At 42.4% G+C, this 22,599-nt stretch carries 21 protein-coding genes; 18 read left to right on the forward strand and 3 right to left on the reverse strand.

Annotation, left to right across the window (positions count from 1 at the left end):
• The first annotated feature begins 557 nt into the window (after nucleotides 1-557).
• The 7 genes from AZ46_RS20310 to AZ46_RS20340 all read left to right on the forward strand — a co-directional run bounded on the left by AZ46_RS20310 (nucleotide 558) and on the right by AZ46_RS20340 (nucleotide 5,728).
• The gene (locus AZ46_RS20310; RefSeq protein ID WP_029283642.1) at nucleotides 558-1,043 is read left to right on the forward strand and encodes an RNA polymerase sigma factor; all 486 of its coding nucleotides are present in this window, start codon (nucleotides 558-560) and stop codon (nucleotides 1,041-1,043) included.
• Complete coding sequence (locus AZ46_RS20315) at nucleotides 1,040-1,945, forward strand: zf-HC2 domain-containing protein (RefSeq protein WP_029283644.1); 906 nt, start codon at nucleotides 1,040-1,042, stop codon at nucleotides 1,943-1,945. The genes AZ46_RS20310 and AZ46_RS20315 overlap by 4 nt, the downstream gene beginning before the upstream one ends.
• A 376-nt stretch (nucleotides 1,946-2,321) precedes the next feature.
• On the forward strand, nucleotides 2,322-2,948 hold the full coding sequence (locus AZ46_RS20320) for an NUDIX hydrolase (protein ID WP_029283646.1): 627 nt from the start codon (nucleotides 2,322-2,324) through the stop codon (nucleotides 2,946-2,948).
• A 182-nt stretch (nucleotides 2,949-3,130) separates the two neighbouring features.
• Nucleotides 3,131-3,253 (forward strand): hypothetical protein, encoded by a 123-nt coding sequence (locus AZ46_RS22475; protein ID WP_267881670.1) that lies wholly within the window; start codon nucleotides 3,131-3,133, stop codon nucleotides 3,251-3,253.
• A 263-nt stretch (nucleotides 3,254-3,516) separates the two neighbouring features.
• On the forward strand, nucleotides 3,517-4,083 hold the full coding sequence (locus tag AZ46_RS20330) for a histidine phosphatase family protein (protein WP_029283648.1): 567 nt from the start codon (nucleotides 3,517-3,519) through the stop codon (nucleotides 4,081-4,083).
• 170 nt (nucleotides 4,084-4,253) lie between these two features.
• Nucleotides 4,254-5,027, forward strand: coding sequence for a class I SAM-dependent methyltransferase (locus AZ46_RS20335; RefSeq protein WP_029283650.1), 774 nt, complete (start codon nucleotides 4,254-4,256; stop codon nucleotides 5,025-5,027).
• Between the two features lie 227 nt (nucleotides 5,028-5,254).
• Complete coding sequence (locus AZ46_RS20340; protein ID WP_029283652.1) at nucleotides 5,255-5,728, forward strand: GNAT family N-acetyltransferase; 474 nt, start codon at nucleotides 5,255-5,257, stop codon at nucleotides 5,726-5,728.
• A gap of 249 nt (nucleotides 5,729-5,977) precedes the next feature.
• Here AZ46_RS20340 and AZ46_RS20345 read toward each other — a convergent pair whose 3' ends face one another.
• Both AZ46_RS20345 and AZ46_RS20350 read right to left on the reverse strand, forming a co-directional pair.
• Nucleotides 5,978-7,249 carry an FtsW/RodA/SpoVE family cell cycle protein gene (locus tag AZ46_RS20345; RefSeq protein ID WP_029283654.1) on the reverse strand — a complete coding sequence of 424 codons (1,272 nt, stop codon included), beginning with the start codon at nucleotides 7,247-7,249 and terminating at the stop codon, nucleotides 5,978-5,980.
• Complete coding sequence (locus AZ46_RS20350; RefSeq protein WP_029283656.1) at nucleotides 7,240-7,584, reverse strand: PadR family transcriptional regulator; 345 nt, start codon at nucleotides 7,582-7,584, stop codon at nucleotides 7,240-7,242. Before AZ46_RS20350 ends, AZ46_RS20345 begins: the two co-directional genes overlap by 10 nt.
• A gap of 499 nt (nucleotides 7,585-8,083) precedes the next feature.
• On the opposite strand from AZ46_RS20350, the gene AZ46_RS20355 reads away from it, so the two are divergent.
• The 5 genes from AZ46_RS20355 (at nucleotide 8,084) to AZ46_RS20375 (ending at nucleotide 13,697) form a co-directional block, all read left to right on the forward strand.
• Nucleotides 8,084-9,643 (forward strand): fatty acid--CoA ligase, encoded by a 1,560-nt coding sequence (locus tag AZ46_RS20355; protein ID WP_029283658.1) that lies wholly within the window; start codon nucleotides 8,084-8,086, stop codon nucleotides 9,641-9,643.
• 18 nt (nucleotides 9,644-9,661) lie between these two features.
• Nucleotides 9,662-10,810, forward strand: a complete 1,149-nt coding sequence (locus AZ46_RS20360) for an acyl-CoA dehydrogenase family protein (protein ID WP_029283660.1) — start codon at nucleotides 9,662-9,664, stop codon at nucleotides 10,808-10,810.
• Nucleotides 10,811-10,831: 21 nt separating this feature from the next.
• A complete protein-coding gene (locus AZ46_RS20365; RefSeq protein WP_029283661.1) occupies nucleotides 10,832-11,695 on the forward strand; it encodes a 3-hydroxyacyl-CoA dehydrogenase family protein in 864 nt (287 codons plus the stop codon).
• A complete protein-coding gene (locus AZ46_RS20370; RefSeq protein ID WP_029283663.1) occupies nucleotides 11,692-12,843 on the forward strand; it encodes a thiolase family protein in 1,152 nt (383 codons plus the stop codon). Before AZ46_RS20365 ends, AZ46_RS20370 begins: the two co-directional genes overlap by 4 nt.
• 77 nt (nucleotides 12,844-12,920) lie before the next feature.
• The gene (locus AZ46_RS20375) at nucleotides 12,921-13,697 is read left to right on the forward strand and encodes an enoyl-CoA hydratase (RefSeq protein ID WP_029283665.1); all 777 of its coding nucleotides are present in this window, start codon (nucleotides 12,921-12,923) and stop codon (nucleotides 13,695-13,697) included.
• A 63-nt stretch (nucleotides 13,698-13,760) separates the two neighbouring features.
• On the opposite strand, the gene AZ46_RS20380 is transcribed toward AZ46_RS20375, so the two are convergent.
• Complete coding sequence (locus AZ46_RS20380) at nucleotides 13,761-13,946, reverse strand: YhzD family protein (protein ID WP_029283667.1); 186 nt, start codon at nucleotides 13,944-13,946, stop codon at nucleotides 13,761-13,763.
• Between the two features lie 129 nt (nucleotides 13,947-14,075).
• On the opposite strand from AZ46_RS20380, the gene AZ46_RS20385 reads away from it, so the two are divergent.
• The 6 genes from AZ46_RS20385 (at nucleotide 14,076) to AZ46_RS20410 (ending at nucleotide 22,353) form a co-directional block, all read left to right on the forward strand.
• The gene (locus AZ46_RS20385) at nucleotides 14,076-14,975 is read left to right on the forward strand and encodes an ABC transporter ATP-binding protein (RefSeq protein WP_029283669.1); all 900 of its coding nucleotides are present in this window, start codon (nucleotides 14,076-14,078) and stop codon (nucleotides 14,973-14,975) included.
• Entirely contained in the window at nucleotides 14,968-16,227 is a 1,260-nt protein-coding gene (locus tag AZ46_RS20390; RefSeq protein WP_029283671.1) for an ABC transporter permease, read from the forward strand. The genes AZ46_RS20385 and AZ46_RS20390 overlap by 8 nt, the downstream gene beginning before the upstream one ends.
• Nucleotides 16,228-16,756: 529 nt before the next feature.
• Nucleotides 16,757-17,986 carry a metallophosphoesterase family protein gene (locus tag AZ46_RS20395; protein WP_035319512.1) on the forward strand — a complete coding sequence of 410 codons (1,230 nt, stop codon included), beginning with the start codon at nucleotides 16,757-16,759 and terminating at the stop codon, nucleotides 17,984-17,986.
• 13 nt (nucleotides 17,987-17,999) lie between these two features.
• A complete protein-coding gene (locus tag AZ46_RS20400; protein ID WP_029283675.1) occupies nucleotides 18,000-21,014 on the forward strand; it encodes an ATP-binding protein in 3,015 nt (1,004 codons plus the stop codon).
• 77 nt (nucleotides 21,015-21,091) lie between these two features.
• A complete protein-coding gene (gene yhaM / locus AZ46_RS20405) occupies nucleotides 21,092-22,039 on the forward strand; it encodes a 3'-5' exoribonuclease YhaM (RefSeq protein WP_029283677.1) in 948 nt (315 codons plus the stop codon).
• Nucleotides 22,040-22,161: 122 nt separating this feature from the next.
• Nucleotides 22,162-22,353 carry a sporulation YhaL family protein gene (locus AZ46_RS20410; RefSeq protein WP_029283679.1) on the forward strand — a complete coding sequence of 64 codons (192 nt, stop codon included), beginning with the start codon at nucleotides 22,162-22,164 and terminating at the stop codon, nucleotides 22,351-22,353.
• The last annotated feature ends 246 nt before the right edge of the window (nucleotides 22,354-22,599 follow it).

A 22,599-nucleotide genomic window follows, 5' to 3' on the forward strand; every position in this document is an offset into this window, starting at 1 on the left:
TTACACATCTAAAGGAGAGCCAAATCGTCTTGATTTTGTAACTCCTTTTTCTTGATTTCTCGGCGTTTTTGCCGATAAATCTTCATAATTTGTCATACAAAATGTACCCTAAAATAGATGACAGAACTTTCTGTTCCTCAAATTATGTCATGCGATTTCATATACACTTTAAGGCACTCAATAAAGAAACTGACGTCAGTAGTATGTATGATAAAATGGAAATACCAGTTATTCCGTTAAAGGGCAGGATTGTGGAAGAGTGAGTATTTGTTTCTTTGCAACAATCGGGCCAGATTGTTGAAGATCGCTTAGTAATAAGTTAATAGTTAATATATAGATGTATATATTTCACTTGAACTAAGCCGATCTCATTGTGAACAATGCCGAGAAGAAATGCTTCATGAATATTATAAAGGAATACATGGGAAGATGTATCGACTACAGTCCCTAATAATTAGGGTAGAAGAAAAATGGACCGGGCGTACTTTGTTCGGTTTTTTTTATATTTTTGTAAGATATTTGAGTTTATCGCGTCTTATATGTAAGGAGGTGAGTTGGTGACACAGCTTGAGGATATTTATAATACATACTTTAAAGATGTATTTTTATATGTGTATAGTTTATCTGGTGATAAGCATATCGCTGAAGATATCACTTCGGAAACTTTTATAAAGGCATTAACATCGCTAGACAGTTTCAAAGGGAATAGTGATATCCGTGTTTGGTTATGCCAAATTGCCAAGAACAGTTATTACTCTTATTTGCGTAAGAATAAAAGCTCGGTGGATCTTGAGTCGGTTTCAGAATCAGCTAGTGGAGACAATGTAGAACAAGAAATAGCCATTTCAGAAGCGTCTATGAAGGTACATGAAGTTATCCAGAATTTGAAAGAGCCATACAAAAAGGTCTTTACTCTCCGTGTATTTGGAGAACTGTCATTTAAGCAAATTGGCAAATTGTTTGGAAAAAGTGAAAACTGGGCTTGTGTTACTTATCACCGTGCTAGAGAAAAAATTAAAGCGCGATCGGAGGATTATCGATGAAAATTAGCTGTAATATGATTAGGGATATACTGCCGTTATATGTCGAGGATATGGCAAGTCAAGATACTAGAGATCTAGTTGAAGAACATATAGCTTCTTGTGAGAACTGTAAAAAACGACTTGAAGAAATGAGGACTTTTGAAGAACCGCCAGTAGATACCGATATAGCTCCCTTAAGAAACATACAAAATACATTGCGAAAGAAAAAGCTGCAAACTATTATTCTTTCAGTCATGGTAACATTGGTTTTTGCAGTGGTTACAATCGCTTATCTGACAACCCCAGCATACATCTCTTATAATGAAAATGCGGTTTCAATTATTGAAAAGGATGACGGAACTGTACTTTTGAATTTTAGTGAAGAAGTCTCTGGATTTAATGTAAATCACTATCCAGCAGCAGACAATTCAGGTTATGTCTATGATATAACAACATGGGAAACGATTTGGCAACAGAAAATAAACAAAAACAACCTGGAAAATACGGTCTTAAACCCGAATGGGGAAACGGTCGCTTCGATCTACTATTACAATACCGATGGAAGTGAAAATACTTTAATTTATGGAGATCCAATAACGGATGGTTCTGTCATGACGTTACCTCGGCTTGTTTTAAGCTACTATGTGTTGTTGGCTATAGGATTTTTACTTATTTGTGGAATTGGATTGGTCATATTCCGTAAGAACGAAAAAATAAGAAATGGACTAGAAAAAATGATTCTATTGCCTATCTCGTACCTGTTTGCTCACTTACTTATAAAAGGTCTTCACTCTGCCACTTACCTTGCTGGACGAGACCTTTATGTAATATTACTTGTCACAATTTCTTTATATGTTGCGTTGTTAGCTGGAAGGAACATATTTAAAAAAATACCATTTAAGAAGCCGAAAAGCACTTCATAATAGTAATAGGCTCACCAATCAGCGATTTTTTTCTTGATTTCAGTTCTATATTAATTAATACTTAAAGGTCTCTTGATTGATTCAGATTTCAAAAACATGGCCAAAAGTACTCTTTAAATTGGCCAAAAACTCAAAATTTTACTGACCAGAGGCAAGGATTGGGGTGCTCTTCTGTTCCAGCAATCCTTCTCATCGGTACAATAATATTAAATGCAATCACTGAATAGTAAGATGTTTATTTTCATTTGGAAGATAGATTGTGAAAGGTACATTAAGTAAAGATGAATGTTTGGAAGAAGCAGATACGCCTTTCACTATTTAGTCGAATAGTTAAAGAACCAGAAATAGAAAGATAAGTGACTTTTGGGGGCATTTTATGGGAGAGCAAGAGAAATTAAAGATCTTTGATGATAATAAGAATCTAATAGGTGTAGCTACTCGGAGTGATGTTCACAGGATTGGATATTGGCACGAAGCGTTTCATTGTTGGTTTGTTAGTAATGAACAAGGAATAGATTATATTTATTTACAGCTTCGTAGTAATAATAAAAAAGACTACCCTAACCTATTAGATATAACTGCTGCTGGACATCTACTAGCTGATGAAACATTTGAGGACGGAGTAAGGGAAATTAAAGAAGAAATTGGTATAGATTTAGCTTTTAAGGAGTTAATAAGGTTAGGTGTAATTGATTATTGTGTTGTGCAAGAAGGTTTCATTGATAAAGAATTAGCAAACGTTTTTTTATACAAGTGCGGAAATATCTTTGATGACTTCACACTTCAAGTGGACGAGGTTTCAGGAATAGTAAAAACCAAATTTATTGATTTCGCTCAACTTTGGTCTGGAGAAAAAGGTGAAATCGAAATCAGTGGATTTAAAATAAATGATGTAGGACAAAAGCAAATAATTAAAGAAAGTGTAAACAGAGATAAATTCGTCCCACATCAAGTTATTTTTTACAGAGAAGTTATACAAAAGATTCAGGAACAAATTAGATAAAAACAATATTTTTTCAATTAAAGGGCGCTTATCTGTAATAGGGTAAGTGTCATTTTAAATTAATTAATGTTGAGTTAAACACTAACTTTTGAAATTATTGGTATTGAACATTTAGGCAATTTAATTGAATTAGCTAAAGTGTTTGATAGTAAAGGAATAAAAAAAGTGAGGATCTTATTGTTATGTCTAAAGAGATGTATATAAAAGTTTGTGATTTATTAATGTTTGCTAACTTGTTGGGAGCAAAAAAAGATAAACCAACCGTTGTTATGGATGCTGGGTATGGGGATTATTCAAAAGGGTGAATGCCATAATTTCCGAAATTTCTTTGCTAACAGAAGTTATTGTGAATGATAGAGCAGGTTTATGTAAAAGCGAATCAAGTTCTAATCCTAGGAATAGCAAAGAGATGGTAAAGGAACTGAAAGAACTTTTAGATAAATTAAATATAATTCCTCTATATATACTAGTAGGACACTCTTTCGCCGATGAGCAGTATATTAATTAAACAGTTCATAAAAAATGGTTCGTTTCTTATTGAACGGAGAGAACCATATTGGAGGGGAAAATGAGCACATTTGTTTATATGGTGAGACACGGTGACTCACCAAGGGAAGGCAATGAAAGAACAAGAGGTTTAACCGAAAAAGGGCTTTTGGATGCTCAACGATTGTATGACAAATTGAAAAATATGAAAATTGATGCAGTTATTTCAAGCCCTTACATTCGTTCAATTTTAACTGTCGAAAAATTAGCAAAACAATTAGGACAAGAAGTTTTAATATTTGAAGATTTAAAAGAGAGGATTTTTTCTTCTGAAGACGATCGAATATCTGATAATGAATTGGTTCCACTGTTGGAGAGGTCTTTTTTAGACTCAAATTTCGCTCTAGTCGGAGGAGAATCAAATGTTGATTGTCAAAAAAGGGCTATAAAGGTTTTAAAAAATATATTAGATGTTTTTAGAGATAAAAGAGTAGTAATAGGTTCTCACGGGGCTGTGATGACTTTAATGATGGGATATTTCGATAGTAATTTTGACTTGGATTTTTTACATAGTACATCAAAACCTGATATATATAGAATTGAATTTAATAATCAGGAACTAGTGGGTGTTAAAAGAATATGGAGTTAACGTACTTGTTTTGGCCACTAAGTAACTCTGATAATATTGCTGAAATTTTGTAGCGGTCTCAATAATTACTTGAATGAATCTTTTACAATCGGGGGCGATTGCTGCACATCGTCGCACCGCCGTTTTTAAAATTTCTTTTTTTAAAAGGAATAAAAAGGAGTATAGCAAAGATGCCAATATACAATCAAATAGGAAAGACATATAACACCACCAGAAAAGCGGACCCACGTATTACAGAAATATTGTTGCAAGAACTAGACGTAAAACCATTCTCAACCATATTAGATATAGGTGCAGGTACCGGAAATTACAGCTATGAATTAGCTGGTAAGGGATATGATGTCATCGCTCTTGAGCCATCTGAAATGATGAGGGCTCAGGCTAAAACACATAGGAATTTAAGATGGAAAGAAGGTTTTGCTGAGAATATTCCGTTAGAAGACAACTCAGTGGATGGTATTGTATGTACTCTTGCATCTCATCATTTTCAAGATCTATCACTATCTTTTAGAGAAATGAAAAGGGTAATAAAGGGTGACGGGAAGATTGTCATTTTTACCTTAGACCCTAGATTGTGTCATTCATACTGTTGGTTGTTTGATTACTTTAAGCCTATTTTGGAATCAGCATATCTAATTCATCCTTCTTTGAATAAATTATCTCAATTGCTTGAGCAACAACTGGAACGTCCAGTTAAAATTGTAGATTATCCGCTGCCCTTCGATTTGAAAGATCACTTTTTCTTTAGTGCTTGGAGGAAACCTGAATTATATTTAGATAGAGACTTTCAAAAAGGAACTTCTCCACTTGCCAAAGGTGAAGATGTTAAGGTGTGTTTGGATAAATTAAAAACAGATTTAGAGTGCGGCAGTTGGTATGAGAAATATAAGCACATCTTGGAATTGAAGGAATATGATTGCGGTCATTTCTTTTTAGTAGTTTGAAAAATACCTATGAATACTCTTTTTTATAATTATTTCGCTTTTTTTCTGTATGTAGTAACAATAGAGATATATTATATTGCTATATCAATGCACTATAGCTATACACTCAACAATCGGGGGCGATTGCAGCACAGTGGATCGCCTTTTTTATTAACAAATTAAGCATATCAGGAATTAATCTGTTGATAACATTAGATGGTGCAGTATGTACAAAAATGGGGGTAAAAATGAATATCCGAATAGTGAAAGGTTCAGATTATTATACCTTAGCGCCACTTATAAATGAGTGGTGGGGTGGAAGGAATATGTCTGATATGTTACCAAAATTATTTTTTGACCATTTTAAAAATACAAGTTTTATTGCAGAAAAGAATGGGGAAATTGTAGGCTTTTTAATAGGGTTTCTATCCCAATCTCAACCTAAGGAGTCCTATATTCACTTTGTAGGAGTTCATCCTGAATTTAGAAAACACAATATTGGAACTAAACTATATAATCAATTCTTTAATGTAGTAAAACAAAATGGACGTAACATTGTCCGCTGTGTAACATCTCCTGTTAACAAAGTTTCGATTGCTTATCACACTAAGATGGGATTCGAAATTGAAGAAGGCGATAAAGAAATTGATGGTGTCTACGTTAACACTAATTACGATGGAATAAATCAAGACAGAGTATTATTTATAAAACATCTGGAATAATTATGATTTCTTATTCAACTATTGGGGGCGTTAATTCAAGAATAAACTCATTTTTCATTGAATTCATTAAAAAATGTAGCAGGTTCGTGGAAGAAAGTAATTAAAAACCGCAACGGTAAGAACGGTTTGAGTATAATTTGGCACTTATTTATCACTAATATAGTATTCCATTAAAAAATCTCAGACTGGCAAAAGCCTGAGATTTTTAATAATGGCCTCTTGCAGCATTGAATCCATTATGGTTTGTTTCTAATTACTTTGCGGATCATGAATCAAGGAAACTGTCTCTTTAGCTTTTCGCCTTCTATATATGCTTAGAATCAGTCCTGCTGATATCATTTCCAGCAATAAATGTGAACCTCCATAACTCATGAATGGGACGGAAACACCGGTGAGTGGAGATAAACCGAGATTCGTCAGCAGGCTTAGTATAAACTGAGCTGAAAAGACTGCTGTTAATCCTGTAATAAGCAATTTTCCATAAGGTGAATTCACACTTTTGGCGGTAATCGATATTCTCCAAATGAAAAATATAACCAGGGTTATAGCGGTAATTGCGGCTAACCACCCGAACGAATAGATGATGTACGCCAAGATAAAATCTGTATGGACCTCAGAAATGAAACTTGGGATCACCTTAAGGGCACGTCCTATAAAATAAGCCTCACCTATATTAAGATCTGAATAGGAGCTTACCATGGGGGATATCTGAGAAAGAGACACCACATTCCAGACGGGCCAAATAGAAGCAACAACTGCGAATGTTATCGCTTGCTTAAGGCTGGACCTTGACGTACGCATGATTGCAGCGCATACAATGATGCTTATAATAGTAGCTGCGAAGGCTCCTGTAGTCGCCATTAATGAGATTGGTATTGACATCATACCTATTCCAAGCCAAGACTTTCGATAATCATTCCAATCCCAGGAATGAAAGATTCCAGCAAAGGCAATGACCAAAAGGAATGGAGTGATTTCGGTGAAATTAATAGTGGCAAAGCCTACATTTAAAAATGGCACATCATTAACTCTAACTCCAATGAGAACGGTCAATAAAAGGATGAGGATTGTTGCCGCATAGAAGTGCTTGGAGTATTTCATCAATCTTCTGTAATCAAACATAAAGATGCTTAGCATGAGCACGACACCCAACAAGTAGAAGCCAAGACTTTTATTAAAAACTTTCAGTTCTTGAAGCTCTGTAAAAGCCGAATGGAATTGCAAATAATACATAACCAGCAGCCCGAATAGGGAAGCTGTCAGCACTGGCAGCAAGATTTTCACATCCATTGGGGCTTTATGTGTTTTGTTAAGCTGCTTTCCCAAAACATCTGCACCTCCCATACGTGCCAATGCTTGGTCTATAGCCTCCTCTTCTGAAAGTCCTGTACTCATGGCCTCCTCTTTAAGCGTATGAAGGTGATCGTTAATTTCCAGTTTTATATGGGCATGTACATCCTTATTTTTTATCCTTTTACACAGCTCTCTAATATACATTTCAAACTTAGTATCTAGTCCCATGTGATTTTCTCCCCGCTTAAAACTTCGTCCACAGCATTCTTGAAAACGGACCACTCTTCTTTTTTTTCTTGAATCAATTCTTTGCCCTGGTTATTAATCTTGTAATATTTCCTCTTTCTTTTTCCGGTCCCTTCGCCCCAGTAAGATACAATTAACTCTTTTTCCTCAAGGCTGTGAAGGATGGGATAAATCGTGCCTTCCTTAAAACTAAAAATCCCATTAGACTTCGATTCCAGTTCTTTGATAATTTCATAGCCGTACATAGGTTTAGAATTAAGCAAACTTAAAATAAGAGTAGTGGTACTACCTTTTAACAATTCTTTGCTTATCTTCATAAACAGTCCTCCTCCCAAATACATAGTAAATCTATGTATAGTTATTCTATGTATAATTTATGGTATAAATGAATTCCTGTCAATATACCTTTAAAGAAAAACGTCATGATTTATATAACAAAGATTTCTTAAATAATTGCGCTCAGGCTCCTCTGTCAGAACAAAATCCCTCAAAAAGTCAAACCCGGACTTTTCGAGTGATTTCTTATCTGACTGCCGGAGCAAAACGGGCGCTTCCGCTTTTCTAGGGGATGAAGAGGGCACGGAAGATCCCGCAAGCGAAGCGAGGAAGCTTCAGACACTCCTCGCGGAAAGCAAGTTCCTGGAGCGAAAGGGAACGGGTACAAGGTGCTTTTTCAAATAGTAAGTTAAAGAAGGTGTTACCCAAAACTTACAATCCATTGAAGGAATTTTCAGAAAAGAGAGGAATGTTATTAAAGGGCATACATAGAAGTCACACTTATTTTGAAAACGCTTTCTATTATAAGGAGGAGTTTCCATGTATTCAACGATCGGCCGAGTGTTTGATTTAACTGCTGAAAAGTACCCTTCAAAAGAAGCCATTTACGATGTCCGCAGAGGCATCAGATGGAGCTATTCGGAATGGCAGAAGGAAGTAAACAAGCTTGCCAATGCATTCCTTGATGCCGGCGTAAAAAAAGGAGACAGAATTTCAACCTATCTTTTCAATACAATCGAGCTTGCCACGGCTTACTTTGCAAGTGCGAAGATCGGCGCTGTCATCAATCCGATCAACTTCAGGCTGAAGTCACAGGAAGTCGCCTATATTCTGAATGATGCCAAGCCTGCAATCGTTCTGTTTGAGCGTGCGCTGCAGCCGCAGATTGATGAGATTCATTCGCAGTTCAGCGAAATCTCCTTCTGGTTTACCGACAATGAAGCACCAACTTACGCGGTAAGTTATCACGAACAGGTAAAACACGGGGACAGCCGGCTTGAAGACATGCAGATTACTGAAAATGATCTGTATGCGATCATGTACACAAGCGGGACGACTGGCCGTCCAAAAGGCGTGCTTCACAGACATCGGGATATGATCGAGCAGAACCACGTGTGCATTGCCACCAAAAGACTGACAAAGGACGACAGAGGCCTTGTCGCAGCCCCTATGTTTCACTGTGCTGAGCTGCATTGCTGTTTTCTTCCGAGGGTCCAGGTTGGAGGAAGCAACGTGATTCTTCACCATTTTGAACCGGAGCTTGTGCTGCAGCTCATGGAAGAGGAGAAAATCACCGTTTTCTTCGGTGCGCCGACAATGTGGAATATGATGCTTCAGGAGAAAATCGAAAACTACGACTTGTCTTCACTGAGACTTGGGCTTTACGGTGCAGCCCCTATGGCTCCCGCTCTTGTTAAACTCTGCAAGGAAAAGCTTGGAACAGATCTCATTCAGGCTTACGGTATGACGGAAATGGGACCTGCTGTCACCTTCCTTTCAGAGGATGAGCAGCTGACAAAGGTCGGGTCCGCGGGGAAAGTGTGCTTTGGCCATGAGCTTCGGATTGTAAAGCCAAATGAATCCGGCCCGTCAGAACCCGATGACATTCTGCCTCCAGGCGAGGTCGGCGAAATTATCGTCAAAGGACCGTGCGTGATGGCGGGGTATTTTAATATGCCTGAGGCGACCGAAAAGGCTCTTTATAAAGGCTGGTATCATTCTGGGGATCTCGGATTCCTCGATGGGGACGGTTTTCTTTTTGTAGCCGACAGGGTGGATGACATGATCATCAGCGGCGGTGAAAATGTGTATCCTCGGGAAGTCGAGGATGTTCTGTTCGAACATAAAGGAGTGCTCGATGCAGCTGTTTTAGGTGAACCGCACGAAAAATGGGGCGAGTGCGTGACGGCCTTCATTGTGAGAAAAGAAGCCGGATTAACAGAAGAGGAGCTTGATGAGTTCTGCAGAACAAGCGACAAGCTTGCGCCATATAAACGGCCGCGGAAGTATCATTTTGTGGATGCATTGCCGAGAAACGCAAGCGGAAAAATCCAGAAATTTTTATTAAGGGAAAAACTTGCTGAACAGCCAAGCGCATAAAACAGGGGGATGAACGAAATGGCAGCTTCGTATTTGCAGAAAGAACACCATATTTTCAGGGAATCGCTGAGAAAATTTTTACAGAAAGAAGCGGTCCCGTACTATGATGAGTGGGAAAAAGTGGGGATGATCTCAAGAGAATTATGGATCAAAATGGGGGAGCAGGGATTCCTGTGTCCATGGGCAGATGAAAAATACGGCGGGTCAGGCGTTGATTTTTCCTATTCCGTCATTATTAACGAAGAGCTTGAAAAAGTGGGGTCAAGCTTTATCGGAGTGAGTCTTCACAATGACATTACCGTTCCATACTTCGAGTCGTACGGCTCGGAAGAACTTAAAGACAGGTTCATGCCAACGTGCGTGACTGGAGAGACAATCACAGCCATCGCCATGACAGAGCCGGGGGCGGGGTCTGATCTGTCTGCGGTAAAAACAACCGCTATTAAACACGGAGACTATTATCTTTTAAACGGCGAAAAGACCTTTATTACCAACGGCATTTCATCTGACCTTGTGATTGTCGTCTGCAAGACAGATCCTAAGGCAGTGCCTGCACATAAAGGGATCAGCCTGATTGTAGTGGAGAGGGACACTCCCGGCTTTAAAAGAGGGAGGAAGCTTGAAAAAGTCGGGCTGCATGCCCAGGACACAGCTGAACTTATTTTTGAAGACTGCAAAGTGCCTGCTGCGAATCTATTGGGTGAGGAAGGAATGGGCTTTTACTACTTAATGGAAAAGCTCCAGCAGGAACGCTTGCTTGTGGCAATCGGTGCGCAGACTTCAGCAGAAAGAATGCTCAGCATCGCAAAAGACTACACAAAACAAAGAAAAGCGTTCGGCAAATCAATCAGCGATTTTCAGACCGTGCAGTTCAGGCTCGCTGAAATGGCGACAGAAATTGAAATCGGCCGGACATTTCTTGATTCGGTGATTGAAGATCATCTTGCAGGCAAAAATGCAGTCACGCGCGTTTCCATGGCCAAGTACTGGATTACCGACATGGCCAAAAAGACAGCCGCTGAAGTGATGCAGCTGCACGGGGGCTACGGCTACATGGAAGAGTACGAGATTGCAAGAAGGTTTAGGGACATACCTGTTTCTGCGATTTATGCAGGAACAAATGAAATTATGAAAACCATCATCGTTAAAAATATGGATCTTGCTTAAAAGGCAGAGGAGGAAGCTTCTATGAGCATACAAAAAATTGCCGTCATCGGCTCCGGTCTGATGGGAAGCGGGATTGCCCAGGCATTTGCAGCAGCAGGTAAAACCGTTTATTTGTACGATCTTTCAGAGCAAGTGCTGGGAAAAGCACTTGCCGGCATTGAAAAGAGTCTCTCCCGTTTTGTGAAAGCAGGACACCTGACGGATGATGGGAAATCGCAGGCTCTGGCAAACATTGAAACGTATACGGTGCTTGCAGATGCCGTTAAACAGGCAGAACTTGTTGTAGAAGCTGTTCCTGAAAATCTGGAGCTGAAAAAGAACATTTTTGCCGAGCTTGATGGATGTACCGCTCCCAATGTCATTCTGGCAACAAATACGTCTGAGCTCAGCGTCACAGCAATCGCTGCCGCAACAAAGAGGCCGGACAAAGTCATTGGCATGCACTGGTTCAATCCTGCTCCTGTCATGAAACTGATAGAGATTGTAAGAGGCGTTGATACGTCAGATGAAACAATTGAAGTTATCAGGGAGCTTTCTGCTAAAACAGGGAAAGAAACGGTGCTTGTCAAAGACGCTCAAGGGTTTGTCACGACAAGGGCTCTCTCTGCCCATATGCTCGAGTGCATCCGCATTTATGAGGAAGGAATTGCAAGTGCTGAGGACATTGACAAAGCAGTCAGACTCGGGCTGAATTATCCGATGGGACCGCTTGAGCTTGCCGATCTAGTAGGACTTGATACGATGCTGTTTGTCAGCAACGGCATGGCAGATGCCTACGGTGACCGGTTTCTTCCGCCGCAGCTGCTCAGAAAGCTCGTTGAAGCAGGGCATTACGGACGAAAAACCGGAAAAGGATTCTACACATACGGAGGGGAGAAAAAATGACCAGGGACGTCGTCATCGTTGAAGCCGTAAGAACCGCAGTGGGAAAAAGAAAAGGGGCTCTGCGCGAGACTCACCCTGTTCATCTTGCCGCAGCCGTGCTTGATGAAGTGGTGAAAAGAGCCGGCGTTTCAAAAGATCTGATTGAGGATGTCGTCATGGGCTGTGTATCCCCAATTGCTGAACAGGGGTTCAACATCGGCAGGCTCGCTCTCCTTGATGCGGGATTCCCGGTCAGTGTGCCGGCCGTTCAAATTAACCGGATGTGCGGCTCCGGCCAGCAGGCCATCCATTTTGCATGTCAGGAAATCCGTTCTGGCGATATGGACATCGTCATTGCAGGAGGTGTGGAAAGCATGACAAAGGTGCCGATCTTAAGCGATGGAAATGAGCAGACCATTCCTGAGAGCCTCCATACTAAATATCATTTTGTCCATCAGGGAATTTCCGCTGAAATGATCGCAGAGAAACATGGGATTTCCCGGAGGGAGCTTGATGAATACGCATTAAGAAGTCATCAGCGGGCGCTCGCCGCGATAGAAAAGGGACTCTTCCAATCTGAAATCGTCCCTATGAAAGGCCTGAATAAGGAAGGGGAAGAGACCAACTTCCATCAGGATGAAGGACCGCGGGCGGACACGTCTCTTGAAGCACTTGCCGGCTTGAAAACAGTGTTTAAAGAGGATGGTGCTGTGACGGCCGGAAACGCAAGCCAGATGAGTGACGGGGCAGCTGCTGTTTTGCTTATGGAGGCTGAAAAAGCGAAAGAGCTTGGCCTGAAAGCAAAAGCAAGGATTGTGGCACAGGCAGTAGTCGGATCTGATCCGACCTACATGCTTGAAGGAGTAATTCCTGCTACGCAAAAAGTGCTTCAGAAAAGCGGATTAACTGTGAACGATATCGATCTTTTTGAAATCAATGAAGCGTTCGCGCCTGTTGTACTTGCATGGCAAAAGGAAATTGGAGCGGATCTTGATAAAGTGAACGTAAACGGCGGAGCCATCGCACTCGGACACCCTCTTGGCGCAACGGGCGCCAAACTTATGACGTCTCTGATCCAGGAGCTTCACAGAAGAGATGCAAGGTACGGGCTGCTGACGATCTGCATCGGTCACGGAATGGCAACCGCAACAATCATTGAGCGAATGTAAAGTTATCTGAAAATAATATCAATTCAGTCTGAAACGAGCTATAATAAAGTAGATGGGATTAAATATCAGCAAGGGGGATGAACATGGAAACAGTTACATACGGGGTGCACGGAAGATATGCAACAATTGAAATGAACAGACCGGAAGTTTTGAACGCGATGAACGGGCAAATGCTTGAAGAATTGCTGCAGGCGTTTAAACAGGCGGCAGAAAGTGAAGCAGATGTCGTCATTCTCTCCGGAAGCGGAAGAGGGTTTTCTGCCGGCGGAGATATTAAAACGATGCTGAACTCAATGGATAACGAAGGCTTTTCGCAGGTCATGGATCTGATTTCAGAGGTAGTCACCACATTTCATACCATGCCAAAAGTAACAATCAGCGCCATTCATGGGCCTGCAGCAGGACTCGGCTTCAGCCTTGCCCTTGCAGCTGATTACGTCGTTGCCCATTCAAGCGCGGTCCTTGCCATGAATTTCATCGGCATCGGACTTGTTCCTGACGGCGGCGGACATTACTTTATGAAAAAACGGCTTGGAGAAACAAAAGCCAAACACTTAATCTGGAGCGGCGAAAAGCTGACGGCAGACGCTGCCCTCAATCTTGGCCTTGTTGACCAGGTGACAGATGCGGATCTGCTTGATACAGTAAAGACGCTTGTAGGCGGCATGCTCCAAAGACCGGTCAAAGCAATGGTCGCTTCTAAAAACATTTATTCAGCTGTCGGCAAAGAGGAGCTGCAGCAGATTCTTACACTTGAAAAAGAAACGCAGTACAACATGCGTCAGTCTGAAGATCACAAAGAAGGCATCAAAGCCTTTCTTGAAAAAAGAAAACCCCAGTTTACGGGGAAATAAAAGGCCTCAGCTGGATGTCGGACACAAGTAAAAAATCGCTCATCATTTGAGCGATTTTTTATATTATCTTTCAAAAAGGATTAATTGTCCGCTTGCGGTTGTGCAGCGGTGTGTTTTTTTCAGTGCATCCTTTTCTTCAAGCTTCTGTGTGCCAATTTGCTTTGCTTCATGATCAGTGGCTGCTTCAAAGCTTTCATCCAATAGTTTTTCCCCGTCTTTGCCAAATGCCGTTAAGTAATACAAGCCCATATGATGGCCCCCTTTGCTTGTGATTGATCAGGCTTCTCTTAAGGTATTCTCACTTTTTTCTTTTTTTCCTGCAATAGATGAAACATTTGTATGACACGATACGTACATAAACGGACAGGAGGAATCAGGATGACGTTAAAACTCGAAGGCATTACAAAAAAGTTCGGGACTCATACAGCTGTAAACGACTTGTCGCTTGCCATTCCGGAAAGTGAAATGTTCGGGCTCCTAGGAGCAAACGGCGCAGGCAAAACGACGACTTTCAGGATGATACTTGGCCTTTTAAATCCATCAGAGGGGCAGATTTCATGGGACGGAAAACCAATAGGCTATCATGCGAGCGATTCGATCGGATATCTGCCTGAAGAACGGGGATTGTATCCAAAAGTGAAAGTGCGGGATCAGCTTATTTACCTTGGACGGTTAAAAGGGATGAAAAAGCAGGAAGCTCTTTCCGAAATGGAAAAATGGCTTGAACGATTCAGGATTCCTGAATATGCAGGCAAAAAGGTAGAAGACCTGTCAAAAGGCAACCAGCAGAAAATTCAATTTATAACGGCTGTTCTTCACAGGCCAAAGCTATTGATCCTCGATGAACCGTTCAGCGGTCTGGATCCTGTTAATGTGGAGCTGCTGAAAGAAGCTGTTCTTGATCTGAAAAAACAGGGAACCTCCATCGTTTTCTCAAGCCACAGAATGGAGCATGTAGAGGAACTGTGCCAGCATCTGTGCATCCTTCACAGAGGAAAGCCCGTTGTTCACGGCAACCTGAAGGAAATCAAGCGGTCATTCGGCAAAAAGAATGTCATCATTCACGGTGATTTTGAGATGGATGACCTGCAGCATATGAAAGGCGTGACGAAGTTCAAACAGACGTCAGCAGGTGCAGAGCTTCAAATCACAGGAGAGGAAATATCGCAGGAAATCTTCGCATCCTTATCAGGAAGAGGTTTTGTCCGGAAATTTGAACTGGCAGAACCGTCCCTGAATGATATTTTCATTGAAAAGGCGGGTGCCGTCTATGAATAAGTTCTGGATCATTCTTTTTCATACGTATGTCAGCAAGTTAAAGACAAAATCCTTTTTAATCACAACAGGGATTATCCTCCTGCTGATTGTCGGACTCTCAAACGTGCAATCAGTCATTGAGTTTTTTGACAAGGAAGATCAAGAGGCTGATAAGGTAGCTGTGATTGATCAGACTGAGAGCGATCAGTTATATGGCATTTTTGAACAGAATACGGCTGTCCTTGATAAAAATCTGGAACTTGAAAAAACGGATCAGCCCGAGGAAGAGCTGAAAAAAGCCGTCCTTGATGAAAAGATGGAAGGCTACTTCATTCTGACTCTTGATGGAAACGGTTTTCCGCAAGGTTCCTATTTTGCCAGAAGCATAGCGGACTCAAGCATTGCGGGCACTTTTGAACAGGCCCTGCAGCAGACGAAGCTTGCAGCGGGCACGGCAAATCTTGGCCTGAAGCAGGAGGACCTGAACCAGTTATTTTCACCTGTAGAGGTAAAAAGCACAGCGCTTCTTGATAATGCGAAATCAGAGGAAGAATTAAATCAGGCAAGAGGACTTGTCTATGTTCTTCTCTTCATTATTTATTTCGCTGTCATCCTGTATGCAAGCATGATTGCCATGGAGGTTGCGGTTGAAAAATCATCGAGAGTCATGGAAATTCTGATCAGCAGCGTCTCTCCGGTCAAGCAGATGTTTGCAAAGCTGCTTGGAATCGGGCTGCTCAGCCTGACTCAGTTTGGATTAATCATTCTGGTCGGCTATTTTTCGATGCGGGAAAGTCTTGAAAGCGGAGGACTTGCAGGCGGAGGATTCTTAAGCTTCTCAGATATACCGGCTGCAACTCTTGTATACGCAGTGGTTTTCTTCTTGCTCGGCTATTTTCTTTTTGCCACCCTTGCTGCGTTTCTCGGATCACTCGTTACAAGAATTGAAGATGTTCAGCAAATGATTTCGCCGCTGACGTTCATCATTATGGCAGCCTTTTTCATCGCCATGTTCGGACTTGGCAATCCGGAGGCTGCATTTATTACCATTACTTCATTTATCCCGCTTTTCTCGCCGATGATCATGTTCCTCAGAGTCGGCATGCTCGCGGTTCCTGTCTGGGAAGTGGCGCTGTCAATCGGACTGCTGATTGCCACAATCGCCGCTCTTGCCGTCATTGGTGCAAGAGTATATAAAGGCGGAGTGCTGATGTACGGAAAGTCATCCTCCTTTAAGGATATTAAAAAAGCGATGGAAATTGCGAAGGATTAATAAGGAAGGGAAACCAGAGCCGGATTGGCTCTGGTTTTTTTGTGGGCAGATCGAAAAACTCAGAGGTTGGTAAAACCTACCGAGCTTTTAAGAACCATCAATTCAAAAAAACTTAGAGCTTGGTGGCACTTATCAGGCTTATAAGAACCATCAATCCAAAAAACACGGAGGTTGATGGCACTTATCGAGTTTATAAGAACCATTAAATCAGGGTACTCAGAGGTTGATGGCACTTATCGGGCTTATAAGAATCATCAATCCAAAAAACTCAGAGCTTGGTGGCGCTTATCAGGCTTATAAGAACCATCAAGTCAAGAAAATCAGAGGTTTGTGGCACTTATCGGGCTTATAAGAACCATCAATCCAAAAAACTCAGAGCTTGGTGGCACTTATCGGGCTGATAAGAACAATCAAGTAAAGACTGACTCCCGGAGCAAAACGGCTGATTCCGCATTTCTATCCAGAACGTGCATTCGCTTTTTCTTGATGGTACAATATAGAATAAGAGAAAAGTAAAGGAAGGTTCGAGATGAAGGGGATTCGATTTATTCATGCGGCTGATCTGCATGTGGACAGTCCTTTTTTGGGGATGCGGCAGATCGCAGGTCCGATTTTTGAGAGGCTTAAAGAGAGTACGTTTGCTGCTTTGGACCGTTTAATAAAAGTAGCGATAGAAGAAAATGTGGATTTTATGCTGATTGCCGGTGATTTGTACGACGGGGAGGACCGCAGCCTGAAAGCGCAGCTTAGGCTGAAGAAGGCATTTGAAAAGCTGGATGAATACGGTATTCCCGTTTACGTCATCCACGGAAATCATGATCATTTAAGCGGAAAATGGCTTGATTTAAGCTGGCCTGCAAATGTACATGTCTTTTCGGAAAAACAGGCTGAATGCAAGGTGTTTGAAAAGAATGGAACGATCGTTCATTTGTACGGGCGCAGCTATCCGGAGAGAGCTGTCTATGAAAACATGACTGCAGCTTTTGAAAAGCGGAATGGCGCAGATTTTCATATTGGCCTGCTGCATGGCTCTGTCAGCGGAAATACGGAGCATGATGCGTATGCGCCGTTTACAGCAGGAGATCTGCTCCAGAAAGAATTCGACTACTGGGCGCTCGGGCATATACACAAGCGCATGTCTCTCCGGGAACAGAATCCTCCCATTCTTTATTCAGGCAATGTACAGGGCAGGAACCGAAAGGAGACAGGCGAAAAGGGCTGTTATCTCGTTTCCATGACGGAAGCGGAAACCTCCTATTCGTTTATGCCGCTTCACGATGTGAGGTGGGAGGAGCTTCAGTTTTCAGCAGACGGCAGCTTTCAGGAGATGCTGAACCGCCTGCATCAGGGCCTGGATGACATGAGAAGCAGCAGGGAACCGGTTGTTGTTACCGTACGGTTAACCGGTACAACTGATTTCTATCATGCCCTTCAAGACGAACCGGTCCTCTCTGACATGCTTGAACAGTGGAACGAAGAAGAAAGCGACAGAGAAAATTTTGTATGGATTTCGTCTGTTATCAATGAAACGATGCCAGTTTCAAGCGCAGATACTCTGCAGCTTGATTCTCATTTTCTGAAAGACCTGACAGAGATGATCCGGGAATTTGATCAATTTGATGAGGCCCTGCAGCCGCTCAGACATCATCCGGTTTATAGAAAACACATGCAGGATTTCGGGGAAGAGGAAAAAGAGCAGATCAAAAAAGAAGCAGAAACCCTGATTTTTCAGGAGCTTTTTAAACATAGAAGATTGTGAGGCGGAGGAGCACTTGAAAATCATCCAACTGAACATATACGGATACGGACAGTTTCACCACACTGAAATCATGCTTGATTCTCCGTCTTTTCAAGTCATCTACGGTGAAAATGAAGCGGGGAAATCAACCATCATGTCCTTTATACAGAGCATACTATTTGACTTTCCCCAAAAAGTGCAGCAGGAAAAGAGATATGAGCCTAAGCATGTTAATGCATATGGGGGATCGCTTGTGGCAGATACGGTCCAGCACGGGCGGGTGAAAATTGAGAGGCTGCCGGGAAAAGCAGGCAGCGGTGTCACGGTTTATTTTGAAAATGGCGAAACGGGAGGCGCAGATGTTCTTCAACAGCTGCTGTCCTATTTTGATAAAACTGTGTATCAGTCCATTTACTCCTTTGATATTCATGGTATTCAGCAGGTAAGCAAAGTTGGTGCCGAAGACTTGGGCAAATTTTTATTATCATCAGGACTGCTTGGTACGGACGCTGTTTTGCAGACAGAACTGAGCCTTTCAAAAAAACAGGAGCAGCTGTTTAAGCCAAATGGCAAAAAACCTGAAATCAATGCAGCGCTTGCTGCCCTTAAAGACATCCACACCGAAGTGATGAAGGCAAAACAGCACCTTGAGCCCTACAGTGATCTGTTAAATGAAAAAGAAGCAGCAGAACATTCATTAAGGGAAATCACAGAGAGAAAAAGAGAGCTTGAAGCAGATGCGAAAAGATTTGGCGAAATCGTTGAAGCCCTTCCGCTTTTTCATGAAGAAGCTGCCCTTAAAGTTGAACTCGACAAAGCGCGGAGTCATTTTCCGTCCAATGGCCTGAAGCGCATGGAAGAGCTTGAAGGAAGAGAATCTCCCCTCAGGTCTGAATATATGGCACTGAAAACCATCATCCGCGAACAAACAGAGGCTATCGAACAAGTGCCGGATGATGAGCGTATTCTTGAGTATAAAGAAGAAATCGAACGGCTGCGCGGAGAGTATTCTGCCTGGGAAATGAAGCGTGCTCAGTATGGCCAGATCAGGACGAAACTAGAAGAAACTGAGAGCAGAATACATGAGGAGAAAAAACGGCTGTTTTCCCATGAAATCGACAACCGCACCATTCTTGATTTGAACACAGGTGCAGCAGTGAAAGAAGAAATCAGAGAAATTGTAGGCAAACATCAGCACCTGCAGCAGAAGAAACAACTTCTTGATCAGCAGTTTGAACGGGTGAAGGAAAACCTTGAAGAAAGTGAAAGCAGATTGTCTGACTATGCCGAAGGAATGCTTGAGGAAGAAGAAAGAAGGCAGCTTGAGGAACGGGTACGGGACCTTGAAGACGTGCAGCGGGCAAGTCTTGACAAGAAAAAACTAAGAGAAGAGCACCGCGCGGTACAAACGGACATTCGGAAACAAAAAGATGCCGTGGAAAAAAAGAACAGCCGGCTGAAAGGGCTGGGCGTGTTTTTTGCTCTTATCATCCTTCTTTGCACGGGCTGGCTGCTCTCTGAAGAACTTTGGCTGATTGCGGCTGTGCTCTTAAGCCTTGGCCTTGCAGGTTTCTTCATTTTAATGAAAAACAGCAAATCCGATACGTCTTTCTTAGAGCATCTAGAGAAAAAAGAGAAGGAATTAAAAGAGCAGCTGGATGCGGCGGACAATGACTCTGATACCACCTCAGATATGGAAACGGCAAAGGGAATGCTGTGGAAGGATGAACAAATCAGGCGCTCATACGAACTTGAAGAAGTGGTTTTTAAGCAGAGTGAGCGCGCTTATGACCGTACGGTGTCCAGTTTTGATGACTGGGAAAAGGAATACTATACTGCTGATCAGCAGGCACGGCGCGCATTTGAAGCCCTGCATATGGACAGCTCCTTTTCACCTCTCTCCCTCCCTGACCTCCTGCAGTCGGCTGCAAATCTGCAGAACGATATTCTGGCATTCAGACAGGCAGAAAAGAAAGCAGCAGAGCTTTCAGCTGATCTCACGGCTTATGAAAAAAAGGTCGCTTCCTTGGCACAGTCCTTTGAGATCGAGGGTACTGCTTGCAGCAGCCTTCTTGACGGCCTTTTAAAAGCATTGAAGGATTCTGAAGAAAATAAGCGGATGCGGGAAACGGCTGCTGCAAAAAGAGCAGAAGCGGAAGATAAGCTTAAGAAGATTGATGCCGAGATCGGTCTGCTCGAGGAGAAAAAGAACGAACTTTTATCACTTGCCGGCGCCTGTGATACAGAAGAGTTTTGTGAAAAGGCGAAAGAGGCAGAGCATTTGGCAGCTGTTAAACAGAAGGCATCCTGGATTCAGCAGCAGCTGAAGACAAAGCAGCACCTGCTGGCACATGAACCTCTCGATTTTTCAAAGGACTATACAGCAGAAAAAGCCAGGTGTGAGCAGGAGCTTATTGCTGCAGCAGACACTGAGAACCAGCTTAAAAAGAAGCTTGCTGAGCTGACAGTACACATTAAAAGCATGGAAGAATCAGGGGTGTATTCAGATTTAAAACAAAAGGCCGCGCTCCAAAAAGAAGAAGTGAAGCAGCTTGCCCGTCAATGGGCGGTTCTTGCTGCTGCCAGACATATGCTGAACCAGACGGTAGAGTACAGCCGGTCTGTCAGGCTGCCAAGCTTGCTAGAGCAGGCCGAATCTTTCTTCAGCAGGCTGACGAATGAACGGTATGTGAAAGTTTTTCTCCCTGAAAATGAACAAACCATCACAGTCGAACGAAAAGATGGAACCCGATTTGCAGCGCACGAACTTTCCCAGGCAACAGCAGAGCAGCTCTATATTGGGATCCGGCTGGCGCTCTCATGCCATATCAGTACTTCAGAAGCGATGCCGCTGCTGATTGATGATGGGTTTGTGAATTTTGACAGGGAACGGACAGGCAGGGTGATGGACCTGCTCAGAGAGCTGTCTGAACACCATCAAATTCTATTTTTCACCTGTCAGGAACATTTGTTAAAGCTGTTTCATGAAAGCGAAATTCTGGACCTGGAAAAGAAGAAGAGGGCTGCGGGCCTGTCTCCTCATTCCTGACGCACGGTTTACAGCAGATAAAACAGACTGATTATGCTATACTCAGAATACTGAGTCACTATGGGAGGGACCGCATTATGACGCCAAAAGGCATTAATCATTACGGGGTAGGAGAGCAGGCTGACGTATTCTTGCTTGTTAAAACATCCACTAAAGGCATTGCAAGCAACGGGAAACCGTTTTTAACGCTTATTCTGCAGGATCAATCCGGAGAGATCGAAGCAAAGCTCTGGGATGCAGGTCCTGAGGATGAAGCATCATACAGTTCTCAAAGCATTGTTAAAATATATGGAGACATTCATCATTACCGCGGGCGCAATCAGTTGAAGATCCGCAACATCCGCACAGCATCCGCTGCTGATAACGTGAAAATATCGGATTTTCTTGAAACCGCTCCAGTCGGACAGGAAGAAATGATGGAAAAAGTCACACAGTACATCTTTGAAATGAAAAATCCGAATATCCAGCGCATCACAAGATATCTCATGAAAAAGCATCAGAACGAATTTCTTGAATATCCGGCTGCAACGAAAAACCATCATGAATTTGTATCAGGTCTTGCCTACCATGTCGTGTCCATGCTGGATTTGGCAAAGTCAATCGCAGACCTTTATCCGACCCTGGACAAAGATCTGCTTTATTCAGGTGTCATCCTTCATGACCTAGGAAAAGTTACAGAGCTTTCCGGCCCGATCGGTACGACCTATACGGTAGAAGGAAACCTGATCGGACATATTTCCATCATGGTAAACGAAATCGCAAAAGCAGCAGAGCATCTTGGCATTGAAGGGGAAGAGGTTGTGATCCTTCAGCATCTGGTGCTCAGCCATCACGGAAAAGCGGAGTGGGGAAGCCCTAAACCGCCGCTGATCAAAGAAGCTGAAATTCTTCATTACATCGATAACCTTGATGCAAAAATGAACATGCTTGACCGCGCACTTGAACGCGTAAAACCAGGCGAATACACAGAGCGCGTTTTTGCTCTTGATAACCGGTCGTTTTATAAACCTGCTTTTCATAAGTGATAACAAAGCCCTTTCTCTTTTTAAAGAGGAGGGCTTTTAATTTTTTCAGATAAAGGGATAATCGGCCAGGCTCTCACATATAGTGCAGTAAGAGGCTTGTCAAAGAAAAGGGGGAAAAGGGCATGATCTTGCTGCCATGGTGGGTTTACCTCTGCGTACTTGGGATTTTATACAGCGGCTACATGGCTTTTTCAACAACGAGAAAAGAAAGAATCGTTGAAGAAGCCTATATAGAAAAAGAGGGCAATGTGTACATCGAACGGATGATGAAAGAACGCGAATCGAGGAAAAAGAATGAGGATGAAGAGAACTGAAGATGGTGAAAAAGCAGCCGGGAGTATGTTCCCGGCTGTTTTTTGTGTGTGATGAAATATAGATTTGTGCCCTTCGTGAAGTGTTCCAAGGTGTGAAGGTCACAAAACAGGAAGGAATGTGCCCTTCGTGAGGTGCTCCGTGGTGTGAAGGTCACAAAGCAGGAAGGAATGTGCCCTTCGTGAAGTTTTCCAAGATGCGAAGGTCACAAAACGGGAAGGAATCTGCCCTTCGTTAAGTGTTCCAAG

Origin of the sequence: Metabacillus indicus LMG 22858, from assembly GCF_000708755.2 — a bacterium.
GTDB classification, from domain to species: Bacteria; Bacillota; Bacilli; order Bacillales; family Bacillaceae; genus Bacillus_P; species Bacillus_P indicus.

Bases quoted from the DNA above. Each gene is read 5' to 3' on its own strand.
- AZ46_RS20375 (WP_029283665.1), top strand. From the start codon at position 12,921: ATGAACATGGAAACAGTTACATACGGGGTGCACGGAAGATATGCAACA.
- AZ46_RS20330 (WP_029283648.1), top strand. From the start codon at position 3,517: ATGAGCACATTTGTTTATATGGTGAGACACGGTGACTCACCAAGGGAA.
- AZ46_RS20370 (WP_029283663.1), top strand. From the start codon at position 11,692: ATGACCAGGGACGTCGTCATCGTTGAAGCCGTAAGAACCGCAGTGGGA.
- AZ46_RS20320 (WP_029283646.1), top strand. From the start codon at position 2,322: ATGGGAGAGCAAGAGAAATTAAAGATCTTTGATGATAATAAGAATCTA.
- AZ46_RS20385 (WP_029283669.1), top strand. From the start codon at position 14,076: ATGACGTTAAAACTCGAAGGCATTACAAAAAAGTTCGGGACTCATACA.
- AZ46_RS20360 (WP_029283660.1), top strand. From the start codon at position 9,662: ATGGCAGCTTCGTATTTGCAGAAAGAACACCATATTTTCAGGGAATCG.
- AZ46_RS20365 (WP_029283661.1), top strand. From the start codon at position 10,832: ATGAGCATACAAAAAATTGCCGTCATCGGCTCCGGTCTGATGGGAAGC.
- AZ46_RS20340 (WP_029283652.1), top strand. From the start codon at position 5,255: ATGAATATCCGAATAGTGAAAGGTTCAGATTATTATACCTTAGCGCCA.
- AZ46_RS20350 (WP_029283656.1), bottom strand. From the start codon at position 7,584: ATGAAGATAAGCAAAGAATTGTTAAAAGGTAGTACCACTACTCTTATT.
- AZ46_RS20315 (WP_029283644.1), top strand. From the start codon at position 1,040: ATGAAAATTAGCTGTAATATGATTAGGGATATACTGCCGTTATATGTC.
- AZ46_RS20345 (WP_029283654.1), bottom strand. From the start codon at position 7,249: ATGGGACTAGATACTAAGTTTGAAATGTATATTAGAGAGCTGTGTAAA.
- AZ46_RS22475 (WP_267881670.1), top strand. From the start codon at position 3,131: ATGTCTAAAGAGATGTATATAAAAGTTTGTGATTTATTAATGTTTGCT.
- AZ46_RS20335 (WP_029283650.1), top strand. From the start codon at position 4,254: ATGCCAATATACAATCAAATAGGAAAGACATATAACACCACCAGAAAA.
- AZ46_RS20395 (WP_035319512.1), top strand. From the start codon at position 16,757: ATGAAGGGGATTCGATTTATTCATGCGGCTGATCTGCATGTGGACAGT.
- yhaM (WP_029283677.1), top strand. From the start codon at position 21,092: ATGACGCCAAAAGGCATTAATCATTACGGGGTAGGAGAGCAGGCTGAC.
- AZ46_RS20390 (WP_029283671.1), top strand. From the start codon at position 14,968: ATGAATAAGTTCTGGATCATTCTTTTTCATACGTATGTCAGCAAGTTA.
- AZ46_RS20355 (WP_029283658.1), top strand. From the start codon at position 8,084: ATGTATTCAACGATCGGCCGAGTGTTTGATTTAACTGCTGAAAAGTAC.
- AZ46_RS20410 (WP_029283679.1), top strand. From the start codon at position 22,162: ATGATCTTGCTGCCATGGTGGGTTTACCTCTGCGTACTTGGGATTTTA.
- AZ46_RS20380 (WP_029283667.1), bottom strand. From the start codon at position 13,946: ATGGGCTTGTATTACTTAACGGCATTTGGCAAAGACGGGGAAAAACTA.